Origin of the sequence: Nocardia sp. NBC_01499 (genome assembly GCF_045040275.1) — a bacterium.
Classification (GTDB): domain Bacteria; phylum Actinomycetota; class Actinomycetes; order Mycobacteriales; family Mycobacteriaceae; genus Nocardia.
Window position 1 is genome coordinate 3,270,799 of the sequence record NZ_CP109426.1, and the last position, 16,323, is coordinate 3,287,121.

Consider the following 16,323-nt stretch of genomic DNA (forward strand, 5'->3'; position numbering starts at 1 on the left):
GACAAGCGGACGCGGGTCAGGCCGGTGGCCAGTTCCGCAGGACGGCGTCGAGCGCGTCCAACGCCCTCGACCAGGAGTCCTCGACATTGCGGGGGTGGCTGTCGTAGCGGCCCGTCGTTTCCAGGCTCACGTATCCGTAGAAAGTGCCGTGCAGCAGGCGAATCGCGTCGGTTTGGTCGGGCTCGGACAGGTCGTAGCCGCGCAGGATCGCGCGGGTCATCTCCGCGTGCCGCATGGCCGCACTGGCGGCGGCGGTTTCCGGGTCGAGGTCGAGTTGGGTCGCGGCGTATCGGCCCGGGTGCTTCTTCGCGTAGTCCCGATAGGCGTTGGCGAAGGCGACGAGGGCGTCCTTGCCCGCGCGACCGGCCAGCGCGTCCGCGACCTGGTCGGCGAGTTCGGCCAGCGCCAGCACCGCGACCTTGACCCGCAGGTCGCGGGCATTTTCGAGGCGTGAGTACAGGCTCGCGTCCTTGACGCCGAGCCTGCGGGCCAGCGCCGAGACCGTCACATTGTCGAAGCCGACCTCGTCGGCCAGCTCCGCCGCCGCCTGGATCAGGCTCTCGTCGGTCATCCGCGCGCGTGCCATGCCGTCCTCCTCATTTGCCTACATATCTAACTCATTTGCCTAATGTCTCTAGGTAGTTTAGCGTATAGACTTGTTAAATCAGCTAGCGAGTGCGACCGACGGGAGACCAACCATGAACGCACCGGCTTCCCCTACCACGCGCCCGACCGAGTTCGGCCGAATCTTTCCGCCGGACGAGAACTGGCTCGCGCGGCAGCCGCAGGAGGAGATCCTGCTGCCCGGCTTGCCCATCATCGATGCGCACCATCACCTCTGGTACCACCCCGGATTCCGTTATCTGCTCGAGGAATTCGCGGCGGACACCGGCAGCGGGCACACCGTGATCGGCACGGTGCACGCCGAAGCCATGTCGGGCTACCGCACCGATGGGCCGACGGAGTTGCGTCCGGTCGGCGAGACCGAGACCATCGCGCGCTTGGCCGCGACCAGCGACGCGGCCGGTGGCCCGACCAAGGTGGCCGCCGGGATCATCGGGCGGGCCGATTTCGGGCTCGGCGCCGCCATTGTCGATAACGTCGTCGAGCACCACATCACGGCCGGTCAGGGTCGGTTTCGGGGGCTCAGGTTCGGGGCAAGCTGGGACGCGAGCGAGGAGATCAAGCTCAGTCATCCCGGCAATCGCCCGCACATGCTCGCCGAACCAGCCATTCGGGACTGCGCGCGGGTGGTCGCCGACCGCGACCTGACGCTCGACCTGTGGATCCTGTCGCCCCAACTCGCCGACGCCGCCGAGTTGGCCGAGGCGATTCCCGAGCTGCGCCTGGTGCTCAACCACTGCGGCGCGCCGCTCGGCTTCGGCCCCTACGCCACCGACCGGGCCGAGCACTTCGCCACCTGGGCGCGCGGCATCCGGGAAGTGGCCGAACGGCCGAATGTCGTCTGCAAGCTCGGCGGCATCCTCGCCACCGCGGCCGCCTTCGACTACCGCACCACGCCGACCCCGCCGACCTCGGAAGAGCTTGCCGCCCTGTGGCATCCGTGGTTCGACACCTGCATCGACGCGTTCGGCCCCGACCGCTGCATGTTCGAAAGCAACTTCCCCGTAGACAAAATGGGAACCCGATACGCGACGCTGTGGAACACCTTCAAACGGCTCGCCTCGGGCGCCTCGGAAACCGAACTGGCCTCGCTGTTCTCGGAGACTGCCCGCCGAACCTACCGGCTGGCGCGGTAAACTCCGCGACTTCATTAAGGAACACCCCAATGACCACCTGGATCACCACCCCCATCGAATCCCCCATCCTCCGCGGCGCACTCGACCTCGAGCGCACCGCGCACGGCGTGCTGCCGCACCGGCTGCCCGAGTGGGCACGCAAGCAGTTCCCCGACGACTATCTGGCGATGGTCGAGGCCCAACCCAGCGGCGTCCGAGTGGCCTTCCGGACCAGCGCGACCGTCATCGAGCTGGACGTGCTGCCGACGCGGACCGTCTACCGGGGCGCACCGCCGCCGCCCGACGGTGTGTACGAATTGCTCGTCGACGGAACGCATTCCGGTCGGGCCAGCGTGCCCGGCGGCACCCGCCACATCATCGATATGGCGGCCCAGACCAAGGTCACCGAGCAGGGATCGGTCGGCACCGTCCGATTCGCCGACCTGCCCGCCGACCCCAAGGACATCGAGATCTGGCTGCCGCACACGGAAATCGCCGAGCTGGTCGTGCTGCGCACCGACGCACCGGTCGAGCCGACGCCGGACCGTGGCCGCAAAACGTGGCTGCACCACGGCAGTTCGATCAGCCACGGGGCCAACGCCGAGGTACCGACGGCCACCTGGCCCGCGCTGGCGGCCGCGCGGGGCGGTGTCGAGCTGATCAATCTGAGTCTGCGCGGCAACAGCCTGCTCGATCCGTTCGTCGCGCGCGCCATTCGCGACACCCCGGCGGATCTGATCAGCCTCAAGCTCGGCATCAACGTGGTCAACGCCGACCTGATGCGGTTGCGCGCGTTCGGTCCCGCGGTGCACGGCTTCCTCGACACCATTCGCGAAGGCCACCCCGACACACCGTTGCTGGTCGTCTCCCCCATTCTCTGCCCGATCCACGAGGACACCCCAGGCCCCTGTGCGATCGAATTCGACGGCACGAGAGTGAGTTTCCGCGCCACCGGCGACCCGGCGGACCGAGCCACCGGGCGGTTGACCCTCAACGTCATCCGCGACGAGCTCGCCCGCATCGTCAAGCAGCGCGCGGCCGACGACGCGAACCTGCACTATCTCGACGGTCGTTCGCTCTACGGCGAAACCGATTTCGTCGAGCTGCCACTGCCCGACGAGCTGCACCCGGACTCGGCAACCCACCGCCGCATCGGAGAACGCTTCGCCGACTTGGCATTCGGTGACGGCGGACTGTTCAGCGCCTGAGACAGGGTGGCGCTGATCGCCGGAGCCGATGGCGTCCGCTACGAAGAGGCACTGCTCTTCGTAGCGGACGCTGCCGTTCGGTGACCGCGAATCACCTTGATCCGACGTAGTTTTCAGGTGCCGGTTAAGCAAATTAAGTAGGAGTGATATTCAGCGGAGTCGGCGGTGACAAAGACAACACGATGTCAACTGAAGTGTGTTGTTGTTGTCACTCTGTGGACAGATAGTTGGTCTGGACTAATTCGCAGAAAGGGGCCTTGTTATGCGCCTTACTCCCATTGTCTCGATGACCATTGCCGCGATGTTCGCCGGTCTCCTTGCCGCGCCCGCCGCGACGGGCGAGCCGGGCGATTCCGCGGGGTTGCGGCCCGTCTCCTATCTGTTCAGCGATGCGGTGGACGCCGAGCGGGACAACCCAGGCGCGGCACCGCCCGGCGCCAACGACTGGACGTGCAAACCCACTGCGCTGCACCCGAATCCGATCGTTCTTGTACACGGCGGGCCAGAGACCGTTCGGCTGGACTGGGGTGCGCTCGCACCGCTGCTTGCGAACAATGGCTACTGCGTCTACACCCTGACCTACGGTGCGATTCCAGGCATGCCAGGACCGCTCGGCGCGCTCGGCGGGCTGTTGCCGATCGAGCAGAGCGCGCAGGAGCTGCGCGACTTCATCATCAAGGTGCGGGCGGCGACCGGTGTGCAAAGCGTCGATATCGTCGCGCATTCGGAAGGCAGCCTGGTCACCGACTATTACGCCAAGTTCCTCGGTGGCGCGAAAAAGATAGATCGCTTCATCTCGATCGGCCCTGGCTGGAACGGCACCAATTCCCTCGGGTTCGGCGCCCTCTTCACCGCTCTTGCCGCCAGACTGCGGCTGGCACCCGCGCTCGGCGCCGTCGTCGACCCGATCTGCGCCGCCTGTTTACAGATTCAGACCGGCTCGGACTTCCTGCGCAAGCTCACCGCCAGTGGCACAACGGTTCCCGGCGTCACCTACACCAACATCGTTACCAGCCATGACGAATTCGTGGTGCCGTACACCAGCGGGATCCAGCAGGGGCCGAGCATCAGCAACTACGTCGTCCAGGACTACTGCCCCGGCGATTTGACCGACCATCTCCTGCTGCCTTACGACAAGGTGGTGGCCCAGCTCGTGCTCAACGCGTTGGACGCGGACAACACCGCGTACCCCACCTGCACGAGCACCCCGCCGAACAGCTGACTTCACAACATAACTCACCGCCCGCCGCGCTGAACCCCTTCGGTGCGGCGGGTTTTCGTCGACTACGGACTGAGAGAAGTCCCACAAGCGCGAAGAATCCGCTGACCGATGTGGGCAGTGGTCAGCGGACAAAAAGGCGCCGCCGGACGCGTCATTGAATCCGGCGGCACCGCTAGTGAGGCGTACTACCAGCCACCCTTGCCCGCGAGCTGCCCGAGGAGGTCGTCGAACTCTTGGCCCCACGCACCACCGAACGGCGAATCGCCGCCGTTGCTCGAAGGCTTATCGAAGCCATTGCTCCACGGGTCCCACGACGCGTCGCCGGTGTTACCCGGTTTCGAATCGGCGGCGCCCCACGGATTCCAATTACCCCAGGGGTTCCAGGAGTCGCCGCCATTACCGGGATCGGAGCCGTCGCCCCACTGATCCCACGGCGAATCGCCGCCATTGTCCGAATTGTCGTCGGAACCGTCGCCGCCCGGATCGCCGCCATTGTCACCGGAGCCATCATCGGGGTTCCACGGATCCCAAGGCGAACCACCGCCGGGCTTGCCCGGCTTACCGGTGTCACCCCCGGGCTTTCCGGTATCGCCGCCGGGCTTACCGGTATCGCCGCCCGGCTTACCCGGCTTACCGCCCGGCTCCGCGGGCTGCTCGTCACCCTGGCCGTCGGAGGTGCCGAAGTCCTGCGTCCAGTAGGCCGTGCCGTTCCCGGCCTTGGCGTAGCCGACCCCGATGTCCTTGAGCCCGCAGTTCAGGATGTTGGCGCGGTGGCCAGCGCTGTTCATCCACGAGCTGACCACTTCGGAGGCGCTGCGCTGACCCGCGGCGATATTCTCCGCCCAGGTCTGCGCGTGATAGCCCGCGGCGCTGATCCGGTCGCCCGGATCGCCCTTCGATGAGTTGTGATCCATGAAGCCGCCAGCTGCCATATCTTCCGAATGGCCCTGCGCGGCTTGGGTAAGGTGGCTTTCCGCTTTCAGCGGGGAACAGCCAGCCTTGGCGCGTTCATTGTTGGTGAGGCTGACCACCTCGTCGGCGGTGGAGGTGGATTGTGGTGCGGCAAGGGCCGCTGGGGCCCCCGCAACGGTGAGGGCGAAAGCCGAGATGCCGACGGCGGTGGAAAAGGACAGCATTGTAGCGGGAGAGAAACGCACTATTTCCTTCGAGAGTTGTCGAACCTATAGATACAGATCAGCCGTTAGTACTCGGACCGAGCGCGAGCGGGGTCCAATCGGCGTCGTCGTCCGGAACCTCACTGCTGTCCCGGACATCGGTGTTGTCGGTGGCGTCGGTATTGCCAGCGCCACCGTGATTCCCGAGGACGCCGACACTGTCGACGCCGCCGGTGTCTTCGTCGTCGTCTTCGTCAGCAGCGGCGGCTGGCGCGGCCGGAGCGGGGGCCGCGTGCCTGGCCTTGGGGCTCGGCACTTTCGGGCTCGGCGCTGTCGGGGCCGGCGCGTTCGAGCTCGGCAGGTTTCCACTGTTGATCAACTGCAGCAAGCCCTTCGCCAGTACCGGGCCGACCTGCTTGGCCAGATCCTCCAGCACAGCGCGCAGCGGTGGGGGCAACGCCGCGCTGCCGGTATTGAGCGAGTCGACGATGGTGGCCAGGGGCGCGGTGCCACCGGGCTTAGGGGTGCCGCCCGGCTTCGCAGCGCCGCCCGGCTTGGTGGCCTTGCCCGGCTTGGCGGTCGGCCGATCGGCACGGTGCATCGGCCGCTTGCTCGACACGGGCGCGACACGCTCCGCTCGGACAATCGGCGCGACCTGCTCCGCGCGGGCCTGGTGCTGATAGGACGCGGGGACCACCGCGGCCACCGCTTGCTTCGGCGGCGCGGCCACCGCCTGCTTCGGCGGCGTGACCCACACCCCGTCCCCCGAGACGGTGGAACTCGTGTCGTCCGCGATGGCCTGCCCGGCTCCGCCGTTGGCCGAGACCGCGAGGCCGATGAGCGTGGCCGTCGAGAGCATTGCCAAACGCGCTGGGACGACAGTGGTTCGCGGCGCGCTGTGCTTCCCCATGAGTGCCTTCCTTCGAAATGACCGATCGCTGGCGAAGCCGACAGCCCTCCACGTGGTACGACCTGGTTCGAACTGCCGGTCGGAGCCGTTCGACCGCCGCTCTGCGGTCAAGTACGCGGTCCTACGGGCTGTCGGCTTCCATTTCCGAGCGTAGAACTCGCCGGTGTGACGAACAAGAAGAACGGACATTCTTACATCGAATCAAGATCCGATTAACAGTCGGACAAACAGCTGATCACGACCAGATCACACACCCTGCTCCAGCAGATCACCACAGCATCACAGCACGGCTACGAACGGTGCCGATGACCCTTTCACACGGAACAGAGTGAATGCCGAGCATAGGCTCCACGAATGGCCCCCACCTCCTGTTGTTAGGCGGGCTAAAGTCCTTTCAGATTTCCCTTGAATCAGCACCTAGCCAAGGCCATTTGTGGTCAAGATAGGGGTATAGCGCCCATCCTGCGGCCCCGAAGGAAGGTCATGCGCCCTCACTTGGCGAGCGACCGTTCTCCAATGGCGATCCCCAGGTCGGAGCGAGAACCAGTAATTCAGTTGAAGCTAAAATGTGATCTGTACGACAGGAAGGTTTAGCTTGGCGTAACGTTTGACGGAATGACCGCCGCAGTAGATACTGCTTGCACACAAGTCGGCGTAACACCTCGAAGGCAGTCCTTCAGACTCTCGCCACAATTCGCGGATGAACGCACAGTTAACGAAAGAATGTGATGTGTTTGCCGGTCCACGCCGACCGGCAGGTGCCATGACTCGGTGACGGAATGCTCACTTAATTTTCAGTGATGGACCGAAGGTGCTGCGGATGAGCCCCGGCTCGATACAAAGGTTGCCGATGTCTGATTACCCCTTGCTAACTTCCAATACGATCACGTTGCGACAGTTCGATTACTTTGTGAACGCGGTGCAACTCGGCTCGCTCTCGGCCGCCGCCAGGCGGTTCGGAATAACGCCGTCCGCGATGTCCCAACAGATCGACGCGTTGGAGACCTCGCTCGGCCGAAAGGTCTTCGACCCGCGGTCACGCAGGTCGAGGCTGACCAAGTTCGGCAGAGAGTTCTTCGCCCAGGCCTCCGACGTCGTCGAATCCGCCAGGCAGGCAATGGCGATGGGGCAGACGTTCGGCGACGGTGTGATGACCGTCGGAACGACGCCGACCATCGCCCAGAAGCTGCTGCCGCCGCTCATCTACCGGATGCGCCACGAACGCAATATCGACAGCATCGAGGTCAGGGCGTTCACCGACCTGCGCGAGCTCAACGCGACCCTGGAAGAGGGCGCACTCGATGTCGCGCTCGGCCCGCTGGAGCAATCCAGCTCGCGCGTCGTGCACTGCTTCGGCGAGGAAGAACTCGTCGTCGTCTGCCATCCCAGCCAGCGCAGCAGCTTCGACGGCTCATGGAAGCAGTTGGTCGAGGCGCCGTGGATCCGCTGCGGCGCGAATTCCGATCTCACCGACACCGTTTCGCGCGAGGCGGGCCGAGCGGGCGTGCATGTCCGATTCGCCGTCCGCGCGCCCGATGTGACTACCGCGCTCAGCCTGGTCGAACACGGCGTCGGCGTCGCACTGGTGCCGAAGATGGCACTGCACGGTTCGGCAAGGCTGCTGTCCATCATTCGACTGGCCCGTCCGATTCGCCGGGAATTGACGGTGCACGCGCGAGACAAGTCGCTGCATGTCGAAAAGTTCCTCGAGGTGATCACCGACTCGGACCTCGTCCGGAAGTTCGGGGCCGCAGGACTGCTGGAGATCCGGCGACCGGAATCCGAAGTGGCGCACCGCACACCGGTGCCCGTCGGCCCGCTACCCAACTGACACCCGGCGTACAGCAGCGCGAAACCTCGGCGCCACAGTCGGATTCAGCTGCATACAGAGACAACCGGACATACGAGTCAGGCCCCGCCGAAGCGGGGCCTGACCTGAATACGAAACCGTCTTACTTGGCCGGGGCGTTGAACGGCTGGTTGATCGTGGTTAACTTCAGTTAGGGGTGGTAGCGGCGTACGCTGGGGTTATGCCGTTGAACCCCAAGGATTTCCCCGATTTAGTTCCGTGGATCTATGGGCGGAACTCGCAGGACAAGAACAAGGGTCTGTCGGTGCCGCAGCAGGTGCGGTGGGGCCGGGAGGAGTGCGCTCGGTTCGGGTGGCCGGACCCACGCGTGACGACCGACACCGATATCGGCGCGACGAGGCACACCGTCAAACAACGTCCTGGTTATAAGGATCTGGTGGCCGGGTTGGCCGAGCCTGCCCCGGAGGGTAAGCAGTGGGTGTTGATCACTCGCTCGTCCTCGCGAGCAAATCGCCAGTTGCTGGACTTCGCGTTGCTGCGCGAGATGTGCGCCAAGCTGGGCGTGTTCTGGTATTCGGGCGGTCAGCTCTACGACATGAACAACCCGCAGGATCGCCGGGTTCTGGCGCAGGAGGCTGTGGACAACGAGTACCAGCCCGAGCAGAACCGTTTCGATTCGATGCAGCAGCTCAAGCAGAACTTCCTCGACGGCAAGCCACACGGTAAGGAAGCGTTCGGGTATCGCATCGTCTACCAGCGCGGTAAGGCGGTAGAGCGGGTGCCCGACGAGGTGACCGCGCCGATTGTGCGTGAAATGGCCAGACGTGCCTTGGGATTGGAGTCTGCTACCAGTATCGCGCGGTGGTTGACCGGCGAGGCGGTTCCGGTGCCGAGCGCGGGTATGGGGTTGCCGTGCCGGGTGTGCTCGGTCACCGAGGGCCGTAAGGTCCTCGAAGCAGTCGACCGCCGTCACTGCCCGTGTGACAAGGGGTGGATGACTCTCTGGGATCATGTCGCGGTCCGCAATGTGCTGGTCAGTGCGACTATCGCTGGTTTGCGCGCCCACAAGGACAAGGCGACGGGTAAGACCGAAACTGTTGCAGCGCAGTGGGATTCGATTATCAGTGTCGAGGATCACGATCGGTTGGTGGCGATGTTCACCGACCCAGCTCGCTTGACGAGCAATCGGGGTTGCGCGCCGCGTTGGCTGCTTTCGGGTATCCCTCGCTGCGGTAAGTGTGATGGCGGCAAGGTCCGGTCGCGTTCGGGTGGGTCGGCGGGCAAGGCGAGGACCTATGAGTGCGAGCGGTTCTGTGTGGCCCGCAACGCTGAGCTCGTTGATGACCTGGTGGAAGAGACGGTGTTGCGGCGGCTCGAGGATCCGGAGTTGCTGGCCGCGCTCGAACGCAGCGATGAGGAAGCCGCCGCCGCTGGTGCCGAAGCCAAGGCATTGCGCGCCTCCTACGACAAGTGGGTTGGCGAAGCGATCGAGGCGGAGTTGTCGCCGATGGAGATCAAGCAGTACAAGGACCGTAAGCTGCCCGCGATCAAGGCAGCCGAGGCCCGCGCTCAGGCAGCGATGCCGATGCCGCACGTGGTCGCCGCCGCTGGGCCGGACGCCCGCGCGAAGTGGGACGACGAGCAACAGACACCGTTGCAGGCCAAGCGCGACATCATCCGGTCGTTGCTGTCGATCACGATCTATCCGGCCGGGAAGCGTCGCGGTTTCGGCGGTTCGCCCGGCGTGGAGACGATCGTGATTGCCCGTCTGGTCGCGTGAGATCGGTGGTGGTGTCGGTACGGTAGCCGCCGCGCCACCACCGCCTCAGCACCGAGAGTTGCTGGTCGGTCAGCGGTCCGGACAACCGTTGCTGTACCCGATCGAGGTATTCGAGCTCCTCCGGTGACCAGTTCCGCCGCTGTCTAGGCTTGTCCGTCATCGGATTTCCGAGCCGACATCAGCCCGCCATCGTGGCCGTTGACCTGCGCGTCCGCCGTCCGGTGACCCGCTCCCTCGAGCAGCCCTGCGAACGCGCCATCGGAGAATCTGCTGATCGCTATCGCTGTTGGTGGCTAGGTCGAACCCGCTGGTGTGTGCGCGAGGGTTCCTGTCAGGTGACATGGCGGTTCTCTTCTCCGACCGACCCGTCAACCTGATTCCCTGAGTCCAGTATGCCTGTAGATCGACAGTGCCCGAGTAACCCGGATTGAGCCCTCGGGGCTCCCGCTCGTCGCGCGGGCCGCGCCCGTTGGTCGCGTGCCCCGCGCCGTCCGGCGCGCCGGGTCCACCGGACTCACTTCCCTACTCCCGGCCGACACGTACTCACCCCACACGCATCGCTACCACCGACTTCCGCACCCCTTCACCTTCATCTGCTGTATGCCTCACCCGCGCACCCATTCTCGCCCTCCCACCACATACCCCACCCCCCTATCACCTCACTTATCAACAATCAGACATCTTGCATCTCGGGGTCATATCGCCCCGGAAATCGTTGTTCTCAGCTAGTTTTAAGGGTTGATCTCTTGAATTACGAAGTGTAGTAGGCGCTTCATGGAGGCATGGTCGCGACGATGCACAAAGTCGCCGCAGGCAACGGCTACCAGTACTACCTGCGAAACACCGCCGCCAACGACACCAGCGCGCGCGGGCGCGCCTCACTGGCCGAGTACTACAACGAACACGGCGAAGCCCCCGGAACCTGGCGCGGCACCGGACTTTCCGCCCTCGGTATCGACCCCGGTACGGAGGTGACCGAGGAGCAGATGCGCAATCTGTTCGGCGAAGGGATCCACCCGGATGCCGAACAGGTCCGCGCACGCGCCACCGCCCGCCATCGCGCTGCCGGTATGCCGCGCGCCCAGGCCGCCCGGATGGCTGAGAAGGCAACCAGACTCGGCAACCGCTATCCGGTCTATACCTCTACATCGGGCTACCGCGCGGCCAAGGCTCAGGCATACCGCGACTACAACACCAGCGTGGGCGCGTGCGTCACCGCGCCGATCCCCGAGGCTGTCCGCGCTCGGATCGGCACCAGAGTCGCCACCGACATGTTCACCGCCGAGTACCGGCGCGCACCGCTCGATGCGCGTGAGTTGTCGGGGTGGGTGGTCAAGAACTCCCGTCCCGACCGCACGGCGGTCGCCGGATACGACTTCACGTTCAGTCCCGTCAAGAGTGTGTCAGCGTTGTGGGCGATTGCCTCACCACCGTTGGCGGACATGATCGCCACCGCGCACCGGCACGCGGTCACCGATGCGCTGACCTGGCTGGAATCGGAGGCGTTGTTCACCCGGTTGGGTCGCAACGGTATTCGCCAAGTCCAAGTGCAAGGCGCGGTCGCCGCGACCTTCACCCACCGCGACTCCCGCGCCTCCGATCCCGACCTGCACACCCACGTCCTGATCGCCAACCGCGTGCAAACCACCGACGGCAAGTGGCGCACCATCGACGGCACCACCATCCACGAGGCAGTGGTCACGGTCTCCGAAATCTATGACACCCGCCTGGAACACCACCTCGAAACCGCGCTCGGCCTGCGGTTTACCGACCGCCTCGACCGCGACCCCGAACGGGTTCGTGTCCGTGAGATCGTCGGTGTGCCGCTGCCGCTGATCCACCTGTGGTCTCGGCGCGGGGCCGCGATCACCGATCGCCTCGATACCCTCACTGCCGCATGGCAGGCCGCGTTCGGACGCGAACCCGAGCCCGGCGAAGTGCACCGATTGGCCCAGCGCGCGACTCTGGAAACCCGACCCGGCAAACATCTTCCGGGTTCACGCACCCAGCAACGCGCGAACTGGCGCGAGGAAGCCGCCGAACTACTCGGCGGCTCCGAGGCTGTGGACGACATCATCGCGCGCGTCTTGTCTGTCGCACCCGTCGCGCGTCCGGCACCCGATGACGCGTTCGTCGCCCGTATCAGCGGTCGGGCGTTGGCGGCGGTGTCGGACAAGCGCGCGATCTGGCGTGCGTTCAATCTGCGGGCCGAGGTCGAACGCCAACTCCGCGGGCAGGTGGCTCCCGCGGACTGGGCCCGCGTCACCGCAGAGGTCTGCGCGCACGCGCTCGCGCCGACATCGGCACTCGCGCGCGGCGATCCCGACGTGGCCGAGCAGCCCGATCTGCGTGCGGTCCCGGCATGGTTGCGCCGCGACGACGGCACCCCGACCCACACTCGCGTGAACTCTCAGATCTACACCACCGCCGCCACTCTCGCTGCCGAAGCCGAACTCATCGCCCTGGCCGTCGAACCCGGCGGGCGCATCCTGGACCCCGGATATGTCGCCGTCGCGGTCGATGACTACAACACCGCGCACCTGGACCAGCCTTTGAACCTCGGTCAGGTCCGTGTCATCGAATCCTTCGCCGCTGCCGGGATGGGCGTGCACACCGCCAACGCCCCAGCCGGGACCGGCAAGACCACCGCCATGGCAGTGCTCACCACCGCCTGGCGATCGGCCGGCGGGACCGTGCTGGGCTTGGCTCCCACCGCCAACGCCGCCGCAGAACTGGGCCATGCGATCAGTACCCGCGCGGAAACCGTCGACAAACTTCTCCACGTCCTCGACGCTCATCACCCTGCCGCTCTCACCGGCGAGTATCCGCCTCACTTGCCGCAATGGGTGCTCGACATCGACGACACCACCCTGGTCATCATCGATGAACACATCACGGTGCCGACCTCCAAACGTCTGCACCTGTTGCGGTATCTGACCAGCCGGGACGCGACCGTGCGATGCCTCGGCGATGACCACCAACTCTCGGCCATCGATGCCGGTGGCGCCGCCGCCGACATGGCCCACGCCGCACCCACACAGCCGGTCACTCTCACCGAGGTGGTGCGCTTCGCCAGTCGAGGGGAAGCGTTGGCGTCCAAGGGAATACGCATCGGTGATCCGCTCGCCTTGGCTTGGTATCTCGACCATGGCCGTATCCACGCCGGGCACCTGGGCAGCGTCTATGAAGACACCTACTTTGGCTGGGCCGCCGACACCGCCGCAGGCGCGCACGCGGTGATGCTGGCCCCGACCCGCGACATCGTGACCGCCCTGAACATGCGTGCCCGCGCCGAGCGGCTCGCCCACACCGCAACACCCTCCGGTCCCGTTATCGCCCTCGCGGACGGCCTGGTGGCCTCGGCGGGTGACACTGTGCGCACCCGCCGCAACGACCCCCGCCTGCGCGTCGGCGAACACGATTGGGTCCGCAACGGCTACACCTGGACCATCCGCCAAGTCCACCCAGACGGCGCACTGACCCTCGCGCGGCGCGTCCACGGCCGCGACACCACTGCCGTCGTGCGCTTGCCTGCGGAGTACGTGAGCGAACACCTGCATTTGGGTTACGCCGCCACGATCGACTCCGCCCAAGGCATCACCGCCGACACCTGCCACGTCGCCCTGTCCGGGCGCGAGTCCCGCCAACAGTTCTATGTGGCGATGACACGCGGACGCCGCGCGAACCACGCCTACCTCGCCACCGCCATGGGCGGCGAGGAAGGCGACATCTACACCTTTCCCGCCCACTACCCGCGCACCGCTACCGAACACCTGCAATACATCCTCGACCGCGACGGTGCCGCCACATCCGCCCACACCGAACTCCGCGATGCCCTCGACCCCGCACGCCGCATCGGCCGCGCCATCGACATCTACCTCGACACCCTGGCCATGACCGCCGAACACGCCTGCGGCACAGAACAACTCGATACCATCGACCTCGTCGCCGAACAGCTCCTGCCAGGGCTGACCGACAGCCCCGCCTACCCGGTCCTGCGCCAGCACCTGGCGATGCTCACCCTCGCCGGAGGCGACCCGATCACCGCCCTGCACACCGCGATCACCGGCCGCGAACTCGACACCGCCACCGACCCCGCCGCCGTGCTGGACTGGCGAATCGACCCCACCGGCGCGCACTCGACCGGACCCGGCCCACTCCCATGGATACCCGGACTACCCACCAACACCCTCGACCCCGACACCCTCGCGCCCGTGCGAGCCCGCCAGCAGATCGTGACCGAACTCGCCACCCAGATCAGCGACACCGCCCAAGCGTGGACCCCGGCCACCGCCCCTAGGTGGGCGCGAGCTCTGCTCGCGGACCCCAAACTGCTTGCCGACCTAGCTATTTGGCGTGCCGGACTCCACATCCCCGACACCGATCACCGCCCCACCGGACCGACCCGCCACACCACCATCGAACGCGCCCACCAGCAACAACTCCAACGCCGCATCCTCGACCACGACGACAATACCCAACTACCCCAACATCATTGGGCCGCAACGGCCGACCGAATCGACCCTCGCATCAGCACCGACCCGACGTGGCCTGCCATCGCCAGCCACGTCGACGCCGCCGCCCGCGCCGGAATCGACATAGAACACCAACTCGCCCAAGCCGCACAGCAACGACCACTCCCCGACGAAATGCCCGCCGCCGCACTCTGGGCACGCCTGGAAATCGACCTAAACGGCATCACTGTTCACCAACCCGAACCCACTCCACAACCCCACAATCCCGACCCGGCGGGGCAAGAAATCGCGGACGCGATCGACGCCGCCGACCTCGGCCACCACACCGACTACACCGACGACTACAGCGCCAATCAGAATCCCCCCTACCAGTCCGAACCTGACACAGGACACGATATCGACTGGTAAACCCTGCCCCGGCCGCCGTGCCAATGCCTCGTGATCCTGACTCGGAATCAGGTCCCGGTAAGATCCGGGTCCACACGTCGCAGCGCGGATGCGAGCCACTCCGTTCGGCGGTGCTCGATCGGCATCTCAGCAAGGCCCGCCGTAGCTTCTTCGACTGCTTGGGCAGAGTCTCCGAGCAGCGCGAGAACACCGCCTCGTTGCACAGCTCCGAAACCGGGTGTCCACCAGTACATTGCGTCCGGTGGTTCGATGCCGTCCGCCGATGCCGTCGCTTCGTCAGCAGCGGCCAGAGCGCGTTGCGCCTCGAGTGTCTCTCCGCGTGCGGCCAGTAGTTCGGCCCGCCGCATACGGGCGTAGGCGACTAGGACAGGGTGTGCCCCGCGCACATTGAGTGCCGCGTCCGATAACCCAATGACTTCGTCGTAGTCCCCGGTCGCACCCCACGCGACGTAACCGGCAAAACCCAAGCTGTGTACGAGTCGGTCCGGGTCATGAGATTCCGCCGCCAAATCCACTGCTGTCGTCAGACTCCGGCGAGCGGCTGTGTCCGCTCCGACTGCGTGTTCCAGCCAGCCCCGGTATTGCGTGACCTCAGACGCGACCGCTGCTGCTGTGTCTCGTCCGGTACGGGCCTCGCGGACGAATTGCTCGGTCATCGATGACATGCCACGCACCGCCGGAAGTACCGCCAGAGCCCCGGTTGTGTCCTCTATCCGGCGGATAGCCGCCAGCATCACCGCTACGTCGGACAAGGCGTTGGCGTCTACGCTGGCCGCCGAACTCGACGCGGCAGTGAGCCGTCCGAGGTCTGTCGTTGCAAGCACGCGTTCGTACGCGGCCGTCACCCCAGCAGGCACCGGGCGTTGTCCAGTCTCGATCGCACTCAGGTACGTGCGGCTGTAGAAAGTCCGTTCAGCCATGCCACGCAGCGAAATACCCGCCGCCTCGCGGGCGGCCCGCAACAGCGGTCCAGGCTCCACAGTTCCAGCGTAACGGGAGCTGAGGACGCATGTGGACACGAAGCCGCGCATCTCCGGGCATATCGGGTGGTTGTCTGAATACGTGCCCGGAACGCGCTCCCAAGACGGAGCAACCCTCAAACCGCTAGGGGCTGGGCACACCTAAACCGTGCGATGCCAGCAGGGGGCTTGAATCACGATGAAGAACATTTCGTTTGGGGATACACCAGTTTCGCGATGCGTCTACTACCGGTTGGTGTGCGGTCTAGCCGCCAACATCGACCCGCCCGGCTCCGGGCGAATCACCTTCCTTGCCGGGGGTACCGGCGCACTGACGATGCCCGGAACGTTGGGAAGTGTTCTGCGCCAACATATGCAGCGTCACGGCGTCGCGGTCGGGCCGATCGTGTTGCACGTCGGGTCGAACCGGTGGACGTTCCTGGTTCGTCCTGATGTGCCCGATGACGACACGCGGCTGTTCAACCAGCTTTTCCCGCTGAACGTAAGCATCGTTCGTGCGGGTGCCATCGCGTTGCCGTCGCCCACAGGTGAACCGGGAGGGGGTAGCAGACGCTGGATAGAGCTACCACGCAACACCTTTCGTCCCTCGGCCCGTGTCGTCGTGGACGCGATCCTCGGATGTACCGGTATCAATCGCGAGTCGCGATCCTTGGCGGTGCATCATGGCTGATTGCGG

The 16,323-nt window shown here is 65.6% G+C and carries 11 protein-coding genes; 7 read left to right on the forward strand and 4 right to left on the reverse strand.

The features are described from left to right. Positions 1–16: 16 nt before the first annotated feature. Positions 17–586, reverse strand: coding sequence for a TetR/AcrR family transcriptional regulator (locus OG203_RS15125; RefSeq protein ID WP_405166284.1), 570 nt, complete (start codon positions 584–586; stop codon positions 17–19). Between the two features lie 112 nt (positions 587–698). Here OG203_RS15125 and OG203_RS15130 point away from each other — a divergent pair, with 112 nt between their 5' ends. From OG203_RS15130 to OG203_RS15140, 3 genes are all read left to right on the forward strand, one after another. After that, complete coding sequence (locus OG203_RS15130) at positions 699–1,760, forward strand: amidohydrolase family protein (protein ID WP_405166285.1); 1,062 nt, start codon at positions 699–701, stop codon at positions 1,758–1,760. A 29-nt stretch (positions 1,761–1,789) separates the two neighbouring features. Further along, entirely contained in the window at positions 1,790–2,947 is a 1,158-nt protein-coding gene (locus OG203_RS15135; RefSeq protein WP_405166286.1) for a GDSL-type esterase/lipase family protein, read from the forward strand. 286 nt (positions 2,948–3,233) lie between these two features. Then, the gene (locus OG203_RS15140; protein WP_405166287.1) at positions 3,234–4,169 is read left to right on the forward strand and encodes an esterase/lipase family protein; all 936 of its coding nucleotides are present in this window, start codon (positions 3,234–3,236) and stop codon (positions 4,167–4,169) included. 185 nt (positions 4,170–4,354) lie between these two features. Here the strand turns inward: OG203_RS15140 and OG203_RS15145 are convergent, their stop codons facing one another. After that, positions 4,355–5,305, reverse strand: a complete 951-nt coding sequence (locus OG203_RS15145) for a CAP domain-containing protein (protein WP_405166288.1) — start codon at positions 5,303–5,305, stop codon at positions 4,355–4,357. 58 nt (positions 5,306–5,363) lie between these two features. Then, on the reverse strand, positions 5,364–6,194 hold the full coding sequence (locus OG203_RS15150) for a hypothetical protein (protein WP_405166289.1): 831 nt from the start codon (positions 6,192–6,194) through the stop codon (positions 5,364–5,366). Between the two features lie 850 nt (positions 6,195–7,044). On the opposite strand from OG203_RS15150, the gene OG203_RS15155 reads away from it, so the two are divergent. From OG203_RS15155 to mobF, 3 genes are all read left to right on the forward strand, one after another. After that, positions 7,045–8,025 (forward strand): LysR family transcriptional regulator, encoded by a 981-nt coding sequence (locus tag OG203_RS15155; protein WP_405166290.1) that lies wholly within the window; start codon positions 7,045–7,047, stop codon positions 8,023–8,025. Positions 8,026–8,224: 199 nt separating this feature from the next. After that, on the forward strand, positions 8,225–9,784 hold the full coding sequence (locus OG203_RS15160) for a recombinase family protein (RefSeq protein ID WP_405166291.1): 1,560 nt from the start codon (positions 8,225–8,227) through the stop codon (positions 9,782–9,784). Between the two features lie 794 nt (positions 9,785–10,578). Next, entirely contained in the window at positions 10,579–14,667 is a 4,089-nt protein-coding gene (gene mobF, locus OG203_RS15165; protein WP_405166292.1) for a MobF family relaxase, read from the forward strand. A 47-nt stretch (positions 14,668–14,714) separates the two neighbouring features. Here mobF and OG203_RS15170 read toward each other — a convergent pair whose 3' ends face one another. Beyond that, positions 14,715–15,698 (reverse strand): helix-turn-helix domain-containing protein, encoded by a 984-nt coding sequence (locus OG203_RS15170; protein WP_405166293.1) that lies wholly within the window; start codon positions 15,696–15,698, stop codon positions 14,715–14,717. A 127-nt stretch (positions 15,699–15,825) separates the two neighbouring features. On the opposite strand from OG203_RS15170, the gene OG203_RS15175 reads away from it, so the two are divergent. Continuing rightward, the gene (locus OG203_RS15175) at positions 15,826–16,317 is read left to right on the forward strand and encodes a DNA-directed RNA polymerase subunit beta (protein WP_405166294.1); all 492 of its coding nucleotides are present in this window, start codon (positions 15,826–15,828) and stop codon (positions 16,315–16,317) included. Positions 16,318–16,323: the final 6 nt, after the last annotated feature.

Excerpts from the sequence above, each read along its gene's own strand:
- OG203_RS15125 (WP_405166284.1), bottom strand. The coding sequence starts at position 586 with ATGGCACGCGCGCGGATGACCGACGAGAGCCTGATCCAGGCGGCGGCG.
- OG203_RS15130 (WP_405166285.1), top strand. The coding sequence starts at position 699 with ATGAACGCACCGGCTTCCCCTACCACGCGCCCGACCGAGTTCGGCCGA.
- OG203_RS15135 (WP_405166286.1), top strand. The coding sequence starts at position 1,790 with ATGACCACCTGGATCACCACCCCCATCGAATCCCCCATCCTCCGCGGC.
- OG203_RS15140 (WP_405166287.1), top strand. The coding sequence starts at position 3,234 with ATGACCATTGCCGCGATGTTCGCCGGTCTCCTTGCCGCGCCCGCCGCG.
- OG203_RS15145 (WP_405166288.1), bottom strand. The coding sequence starts at position 5,305 with ATGCTGTCCTTTTCCACCGCCGTCGGCATCTCGGCTTTCGCCCTCACC.
- OG203_RS15150 (WP_405166289.1), bottom strand. The coding sequence starts at position 6,194 with ATGGGGAAGCACAGCGCGCCGCGAACCACTGTCGTCCCAGCGCGTTTG.
- OG203_RS15155 (WP_405166290.1), top strand. The coding sequence starts at position 7,045 with ATGTCTGATTACCCCTTGCTAACTTCCAATACGATCACGTTGCGACAG.
- OG203_RS15160 (WP_405166291.1), top strand. The coding sequence starts at position 8,225 with ATGCCGTTGAACCCCAAGGATTTCCCCGATTTAGTTCCGTGGATCTAT.
- mobF (WP_405166292.1), top strand. The coding sequence starts at position 10,579 with ATGCACAAAGTCGCCGCAGGCAACGGCTACCAGTACTACCTGCGAAAC.
- OG203_RS15170 (WP_405166293.1), bottom strand. The coding sequence starts at position 15,698 with ATGCGCGGCTTCGTGTCCACATGCGTCCTCAGCTCCCGTTACGCTGGA.
- OG203_RS15175 (WP_405166294.1), top strand. The coding sequence starts at position 15,826 with ATGAAGAACATTTCGTTTGGGGATACACCAGTTTCGCGATGCGTCTAC.